Annotated in this window: 7 protein-coding genes and 1 pseudogene; all 8 read right to left on the reverse strand. The window is 28.3% G+C overall.

The genetic code is table 11. From position 1 onward, the window contains the following. Nucleotides 1–8: 8 nt before the first annotated feature. Complete coding sequence (locus tag B2671_RS05225) at nt 9–611, reverse strand: V-type ATP synthase subunit E (RefSeq protein WP_346869468.1); 603 nt, start codon at nt 609–611, stop codon at nt 9–11. A gap of 17 nt (nt 612–628) precedes the next feature. Next, nucleotides 629–1,092: pseudogene (locus tag B2671_RS05230) on the reverse strand (V-type ATP synthase subunit K). A 24-nt stretch (nt 1,093–1,116) separates the two neighbouring features. After that, nucleotides 1,117–3,078, reverse strand: a complete 1,962-nt coding sequence (locus B2671_RS05235) for a V-type ATP synthase subunit I (protein WP_346869469.1) — start codon at nt 3,076–3,078, stop codon at nt 1,117–1,119. After that, nucleotides 3,065–3,391 (reverse strand): ATPase, encoded by a 327-nt coding sequence (locus tag B2671_RS05240; RefSeq protein ID WP_346869470.1) that lies wholly within the window; start codon nt 3,389–3,391, stop codon nt 3,065–3,067. The genes B2671_RS05235 and B2671_RS05240 overlap by 14 nt, the downstream gene beginning before the upstream one ends. Nucleotides 3,392–3,629: 238 nt before the next feature. Continuing rightward, nucleotides 3,630–5,348 carry a B12-binding domain-containing radical SAM protein gene (locus B2671_RS05245; RefSeq protein ID WP_346869471.1) on the reverse strand — a complete coding sequence of 573 codons (1,719 nt, stop codon included), beginning with the start codon at nt 5,346–5,348 and terminating at the stop codon, nt 3,630–3,632. A 6-nt stretch (nt 5,349–5,354) separates the two neighbouring features. Beyond that, nucleotides 5,355–5,858: a hypothetical protein gene (locus tag B2671_RS05250; protein WP_346869472.1), complete on the reverse strand. Its 504-nt coding sequence runs from the start codon at nt 5,856–5,858 to the stop codon at nt 5,355–5,357. A gap of 171 nt (nt 5,859–6,029) precedes the next feature. Beyond that, nucleotides 6,030–6,746, reverse strand: a complete 717-nt coding sequence (locus B2671_RS05255; protein ID WP_346869473.1) for a zinc dependent phospholipase C family protein — start codon at nt 6,744–6,746, stop codon at nt 6,030–6,032. 136 nt (nt 6,747–6,882) lie between these two features. Further along, entirely contained in the window at nt 6,883–8,067 is a 1,185-nt protein-coding gene (locus B2671_RS05260) for a hypothetical protein (protein ID WP_346869474.1), read from the reverse strand. Between the last annotated feature and the right edge of the window lie 44 nt (nt 8,068–8,111).

Genomic DNA, 8,111 nt, shown 5'->3' on the forward strand with positions numbered 1-8,111 from the left:
CCTCCTTACTATTCTGTAAACAATATTTTCCCAACTTCATACTCTAATTCATATTTAAGTGAGTTCACAAGTTCATCAAAGGAATTATTTATCTCAATTCCATTTTTACTAAGGATAAACCCACCATCAATTTCATGAGTTTTAACATTAAATTTTAAATTTCCTAATTTGCCCTTAGATATTAAGGACTTATTTACCTCGGCTAAGAACTTTTCAGGAAGCTTTTCTCTATCCACTGGGTTTATAATTATTTCTTCATCTCCATCGATGTTTAAAGCCATAATAGAGTTCTTTATAAATTTAGTGAATTCTTCTGCATTCATAGCTTTTAATTTGTCCTTAGCTGTTTCAAATACTTTCTCAATAACTTGTTGCTTTGCTAATAATTTCTTATTTCTTATTTCTAAATCAGTTTTTGAGATAATTCTTTCTTTAATAGTTTTACTTTCCATCTCAGCTTTTTCTAAAATAGAAGAAGCTTTTTTATTGGCCTCTTCTGTTTTCTTTTTAATTATTTCATCAGCTTTAACGGTAGCTTCATTTAAAATTTCAATTTTCTTTACTTCTGCATCCTTTATAATTTTAGAAGTAAGATTATCCAAATTAGACATATTATTCACTTCCTTAATTAAAAGTTACCACTCATTACTAGTAGAAGAGACATTACAAATCCTAAAAGTGCATAAGTTTCAACCATAACAGTTAATATAATACCCTTTGTGTTGTGCTCTGGTCTCTTAGCTAAAATTTGAACTGCTGAAGCTGCTGTTTTCGCTTGAGATATAGCTGATTTCCATCCTGCTATAGCTATTGGAAGACAAGCTGCAAATAGGTAAAAACCTTGACCAAAAGACATGTCTGGTGATAATTGTAAAGATACTAAAAGTGCTATAACGAATCCATATAATCCTTGAGTACCTGGAAGTAATTCAAGAATTAAGGCTTTNNTGGTTCTTCTGCTAAAAGTCCTGTAGCTGCTTCACCAACTATACCAACACCCTTTGCTGACCCTATTCCAGGTAATGCTGCTGCAAGAGCAACTCCTATAGCCGCTATAACTATTCCACCATTTTCCATTAAAAAATCCATCATAATATTATATTCCTCCTAATTTCTCTATTTTGATATTTTAAAATATTTAGAATTATATTTTAAAGGCTCAAAGGATGTGCCTCCACCTTCATAAAATTTTCCGAAATATTCAAGGTATTGTAGTCTACATGTATGAACATAGGCACCTAATGCGTTGATAAATAAGTTAAATACATGGCCCACTACAAATATCGCTACTCCAAATATAACTGTAGCCCATGAAGTTGATACCATATCTACCATAATATTAAATGCATAAGCTATAAATCCTGTTGCAAGCCCTAGAGCTGCAAGTCTAGTATAAGAAACTAAGTCGCCTACATAGGATGTAATTCCATATAGAGAGTAGAACCCTTGACCTAACTTACCACCTATAGAACTTTCTTGGCGTCCATTGGTTAATACAATTCCTATCATTCCAACAATAGTAGCATATTTTCCTATAGTACTTACTACAGATGGAACTCCTAGGGAAGCTAAGTCTACGAAACCACTTAATGCCCAAATAATTGCACCAGTTAGGGTAATATACCATAATCCTACATCAGCAAAGGCTCCAAAGTAATCTTTATCTCTTATTTGCATATATGCTTTGATTCCCAGACCTACATAAATTTGAATTAGTCCCATTATTACAGAGACAATCATTAGTAATCCTACGTTACTATCTGGTTTCATCCATAAAGGAGCTATCTTTATAAAATCTCCAAAATAACTACCATACATGATGCCCCAGAATATAGTAGAAAGACTTAATAAGAAAAACATCTTTATAGATTTTCTCGTATCCTCATCTAAATTAAAAGTAGTAAGTGCAATTAAAGTACCTACAAACATCACAAAACCGTATCCAGCATCTGATAGCATCATTCCAAAGAAGAATATGTAAAAAGGTGCTAACAGTGGTGTTGGATCAATCTCCTTATACTTAGGTACACTGTACATAGATGTAATATTTTCAAAGGATTCAAAGACTTTATTATTTTTTAATTTAACGGGTACATCGTCACCTTCAGCGGATTCTGATTCTAAATAATAATCATCACCTAAAATATTTTTCAATGTATTTTGAAAGTCATTATGCAATTCAGAAGGATAATATCCTTCTATAGCCACAATGTTTTTACTCTTCAGGAAATTGTCGGTAGATTTTAATCTTAATAACAAAGAACTGTAGTATTCATAAACTACTTTAAATTCTTCAAGTTTATTAACATATTCCTTCATACTTTCTTGAATAAAATTATTTTCTGTATTTATTGATTCAATGGTTTTTTTGTACTCTTTTATAACTTCTTTAGGTACCCCATCACATTGAATATCAATCTTACTAAAGCTTAAAGACTTCAACAATTGTTCTACATCAGCTAACTCATCATTGTGAACTGTCACCATTATGTAGCTGTTTCTACCTATGTTGCTAATAACTTCAAAGTAGTAGTTTTTAGTTGTTTCCTCTAACTTAAGCCTTAAAGAATCTACATTCCCTTGTGGAATTTCACCTAGTATAACTTTAGATTTTTTTAGTATATTTATGCTTTCTACTGAAGTGTCTAAAGCTTCCCATGGTTTTAGCTCTTCTATATTGGCTTTCAACTTAGTTATATAATTATGATTCATGTTTATTTTATTATCTTTTTGTTTTAGGTCACTATATACCTCACGCCAATGAGAGGTACTTGTAATCTGCTCTAACACATCATAGCTATAGCTCTTTTTTCCTTCCTTTAGGTCTTTTAGTAGCTTAGGCTTTTCACTAAATGTGTTCAAAAGTTCAATAATAAATTTTACTTTTGATAAATCACCTTCTACTTCAGAAATTTCACTGCTTGCACTATCACTTTTTAATTGATTCAATTCACTACTTTCATTTTCATTTAAATTTAGGAATTGTACATTTTGGAAGGATTGCAGTTTCTCAAGCAAAGATTTTTTTTGATTTTCAAAGGCTAAGAGCATAAATTTATTCATTTTAACTATTGCCATTGAACTTCACTATCCTCTCAATTACTAAATTAATAGCTAAATCAATCTTTTCCTTAGAAGTATTAATTATATTTTTTACTTCTTCATCCCCTTTAGCTAAGGTTGGTTGTGATTCCTCATTTCCTTTATTAAGAGCATCTTCTTTCATTTTCTTCGCTTTTTCTGTAGCATCTTCAATGATAGCATGGTACTCTTCATTGCCTTTAGCTTGAGCATCACTAATTATTTGTTTGCTATTTTCTACTGCTTTATCTAATATATCCTTTGCAGTAGACTCGGCCTGTTGAATTTTACTAATTGCTTCTAGCGCCAAAATATCACCACCTTTTAAGTATTAATTATATATATAACCACTTGTATTAAGTTTGCTTTCTGTACTTATGTAAACATAATAACTAAGTGGTATTGGATAACTCATAACATGGATTGGCTCAACTCTTTAAAAGATATATTAAAATCTATTATATCAGTTTTCTTAAAAAGTACAATATATCAATACAAAAAATTAATATATTGTACTTTTTAAAATAACAAAGATTTTACTTGACATTTTATTGAACTTTTAATTCATTTTCCTGTATAAATATTCTTTCCTTAATGTCTTTTTTTATAAAGGCAATATAATTTAAGGCTTTCTTTATTTCTCCATATTCAATAAAACTTTTTATATTATGATTAAATTTAAACACACTTATATTATTTATATTATTTATAGAATTTTTATTCATAATAAACTCTTTTATATTTCTTTCTTCAGTTTTACTCATTTCTATTCTTAGAAAGTCAGGTATCCATTTTGTGTTATTATATGAGAAATACTCATATCTTATTATGTCTAATAATAATTCTTTCTCACCAGCTTTAAAATAGTCATTAAATTCAACAAATAGAGAGTAATAATCGACAGATGCTATACTGCGTTTAAAGTATCCCTTGCTATCATAGAATTTAGATAATTCATAGTAGAATTCAAATATATCTTTAAATTTATTACTTTTTTTAAAGAAATTTAATATAGTATAAAACTTACCACTATTTAAATATTTATCGACCATATGCTCAATTTTCTTTAGTATAATTAATTCGTCATAACTTATATTTTTTGTTTTTAAAATTTCATAAGGTGGATAAGGTGAATAAACCATCCCCCATTTTTCACTTTCTTCCCTCATTTGAGAACCTCTTAAAAGCTTTAAAAATCCTAATTGTAATTCTTCTGGACTAATCTCATATACTTCATTAAAGGATTTTTTGAAGGAGTTAAAGTCTTCACCAGGTAACCCTGCAATTAAATCTAGATGTTGCTTAATATTCTTTAGTTTATTTAGCTCTAATACTTTTTCTTTAATAGTCGAAAATTCTATAGTTCTATTTATATTTCTTAATATTTCATTATTGGTGGTTTGAACGCCTACCTCAAGTTGAAACATGCCACTAGGTGCTTTTCTTAGTATATCTATAGATTCACTACTAAATAGATCTGCGGATACTTCAAAGTGGAAACATGTATTCTCTCCATTTTCAACTAGATAACTCCATATAGCATTTGCAAAAGCTTTATTACAATTAAAGGTTCTATCAACAAATTTAACTAACTTAACTTTTTTATCTATGAAATATTGTAGTTCTTTTAACACTCTATCTAAATTTAAGAACCTAACTCCATGGGTAGTTGAAGATAAACAGTACTTACAATTAAAAGGACATCCTCTTGAAGCTTCATAATATACAATTTTATTTTTTAAGTCGTCTTCAGCCTCATAAGGAAATACTATATTGTTCATATCCATCAATGGTCTTTTACCTCCATATATAATGCCTTTCTTGCTTTTATAGTATAACCCCTTAATATTTTCACAATTATTAGTATCTCCATTAACTTCAATATTTATTTTAGAATTAATTAATTCTCTATAGGTTTCTTCACCTTCTCCTTCAATTAAATATTCACCTACATTTTCTGTTAAAAATTCAATTGGATTATAAGAAGTTTCTGGACCTCCATATATAATTTCAATATTATTATCAATAAGTTTTATTAAAGTTGATACCTTTTTAACAAACTCAATATTCCAAATATAACATGAAAATCCTATTATATTTGGTTTTTCGTATAGTATTTCTTCAACTATTCTTTCTTCTCTATCATTTATAGAAAACTCCATAGTATGACAATTATAATTTAAATCCTTCGTATATGATTTTAAATATCTTACGGCTAAATTGCTGTGTATATACTTTGAATTTACTGCAACTAAAACTACTTTCATTTTTTATTAACATCCTTTCTTTCTGCCCACAATCCTAAAGGTACCATTGGTAGATACTGCTTCTACAATATCAAAATAATTCTTTAGTCCGTATATAATCTTTGATGAAGTATTATCAGTGAATATGTTAAGTAAGTTTACTTGAAAATTCTTCATACTTTTATCCGGCAATGATACTGTTATATTTTTTTGTAATGTCTTTAATGGCTCTTTTTCCACATCCCAAATATAAACATATCCATTATTTTTCATTAATCTATATATATTATCAAAAAGCTTTAGCTTTTGTCTATGGGTTTTAATTTTATTTAAGGTAAAAAATACTATACAACTATCATAATATCCTTCATTATCACAGGATTTAGAAGGTGCATTTTCCAAATAATTAACATCTATAAAATTATCATAATATTTATTAGCCTTATATATTATACCCTGGTTTCCATAAGTAATATCCAATACGTTACCTCTAAAAACCTCTTTTTCTAAACTTACAAATAAGCTCTCCATTTCACACCTCCATATTTTTATATTATTGATACTATTCTTTTAAATTTTGTAAATTCCTTTATTTTTACTATTACATAAGAAAAAAATAAGGTTAAGTTCAAAATTACAGTTTTAGAACATAAAAAGAACTACCAATATATATTTGTGGTAGTTCTTACATTATACATAGTTCTAATCTTCACTTTTAGATTCTATAGTCTTTAAGGTATTATAAAAATCAATGAGTAATCCTGCTGTTGTTGTGCAAGCTCTAAGTAATATAACATCAGCAATTTCATTAAACCTATTTTCTTTGATTCTTATACTTTCAAAGGACTTAGCGGTTTTAACAGCAAACTTTGTGTTTTCAATAACATATCTTTCAGGACTTCCATAAGTGATTATAGGATTTTTTAAAGGAATTTTATATCCATTAAGAACTTTGTCTATTATGAAACTTTCCAGTGGTTTATGTTTTTTCAAGTTTTTCATAGCATGAGCTGGTACTGTGGAGTCTTGTACTAAATGACAAGCAGCACCTAATAAAAATAGAGCTTTATTCATATCAGAATTTGCACCGTAAAATACAGATGCCTTATAATACTTTACACATTCTACTTTAGCATTTGAAAATCCATATAGACCAATTCCCTTCTCATGATGATAGAAATGATTAGTACTTTTTAAATCTGCATCAGCCCATTTTACACCTTTATTCAAATCTAACAAATATTTAACAAAAAAATGATATTCTTCAGTATAGCCCTCCTGCTTTAATAAACGAAGAGCTTCTTTATTTATAAATTTATGGACTATACATTCAGTCTTTTTTATTCTCTTTTTTATAGGATTTGCAACTTTTATAAAGGCTGTCATAGTTCTATTATAAGTTCTTTCTATTCTCTTCATGTAATACACCTACGATTCTTTAAGAATAATAAAATAATTATTTAGATATATATTATTATACTCCAATTTAACCATATTATTTTATTATCTATTAAATTTAACGTAGTATTTATATGGAAATTATATATATAGGAGCCTATTTTCTAATAGCTAAGGTAAATATAAATCCATGGTTCCCATCTAATATATATAGCTCATCCTTAAAAATTTTCATATTAGATACAGTGCAATTATCCTTTAAAGTTATTAATTTATCTGGAACACCATTTACAGTGCTGCACATTATATTATTTTTATTACTATCATAAAAATATAGTTGCAAGGTGTTTTGTCCATTAATTTTCCCTGTATCATCTATTGCTATCCATTTTAAACTATTCAAATCATTATGTTGATAAGTAGGTGCTGGTGGTGACATAGGATGTTTTTTTAACAATGGAGAATTTTTTATATTAGATTCACCTTGAAATCTTGGTGAATCTAAAGGATCTCCTCCAGAAAAATCTGGGAACCCGTACCAATAACCTTTTTTTAGCTCATAGATATAATCACTGTCATTTTCTACTGGTCTTAATCCTCTATTTTCATAGCCTCCTATGGTAGCAAAGATTCTACCATCAAGCGTTATATCTAGTCCCTCTATATTTCTTATTCCCCATGCATAGGTTTCAATAGCTTTGGTGTTACTATTATAAATTAGCAGAGATGAATTGCCTATGGATTCACCCTTTATAACCTCGTTATCTTCATTAGAAGCTCCCTGGGGTACAAAGGCTCCTTTTTCATTTTTATTTAGCACTATATTAAAAGGTGATATATCATAACCAGTTGGATTTTTATCTATCCAATGGTTATCATCTCCAACTACAGCTGAATTAGTTGCAGCTCCAATTGAAATAAATAAATAGTCCTTATATCCTCTTATTAAAACCTTACTATAATCTCCTTTATTAGGTAGGTTTGATAAGCATTGTTCTAACTTCCCATTGTTTATATTGAAGCTGAGTATTTCATTATTAGTAAGGAAGTATAGTTTATCTCTATTACATTCAAGGGTAGTAATATTATAGCTTTTGTCTTCAATTAAAGTATAGGGCTCTCCAGTTGATGGAATAGCAATTATTTTATTTTCAAAGGCAACATATAATCCTTTATCATTACTAGTAAAATCTATGGCATTCTTTAATCCCTTATATCTAATTTTCATCTCAACTTCTGAGTCTTTAACCCCTATGTTATATATATTATTTTTATCTTTTACTATTAATAAAGAACTAATAGCTAATATTATAAGCAGAATCCATCCAATTATTTTTTTCATAGTTCCTCCATTTAAATATTATTTACACTAATATATATTTAAAT

Source organism: Clostridium sp. UBA5119 (genome assembly GCF_002414285.1).
GTDB classification, from domain to species: Bacteria; Bacillota; Clostridia; order Clostridiales; family Clostridiaceae; genus Clostridium_J; species Clostridium_J sulfidigenes.

Bases quoted from the DNA above. Each gene is read 5' to 3' on its own strand.
- B2671_RS05255 (WP_346869473.1), bottom strand. From the start codon at position 6,746: ATGAAGAGAATAGAAAGAACTTATAATAGAACTATGACAGCCTTTATA.
- B2671_RS05235 (WP_346869469.1), bottom strand. From the start codon at position 3,078: ATGGCAATAGTTAAAATGAATAAATTTATGCTCTTAGCCTTTGAAAAT.
- B2671_RS05250 (WP_346869472.1), bottom strand. From the start codon at position 5,858: ATGGAGAGCTTATTTGTAAGTTTAGAAAAAGAGGTTTTTAGAGGTAAC.
- B2671_RS05225 (WP_346869468.1), bottom strand. From the start codon at position 611: ATGTCTAATTTGGATAATCTTACTTCTAAAATTATAAAGGATGCAGAA.
- B2671_RS05245 (WP_346869471.1), bottom strand. From the start codon at position 5,348: ATGAAAGTAGTTTTAGTTGCAGTAAATTCAAAGTATATACACAGCAAT.
- B2671_RS05260 (WP_346869474.1), bottom strand. From the start codon at position 8,067: ATGAAAAAAATAATTGGATGGATTCTGCTTATAATATTAGCTATTAGT.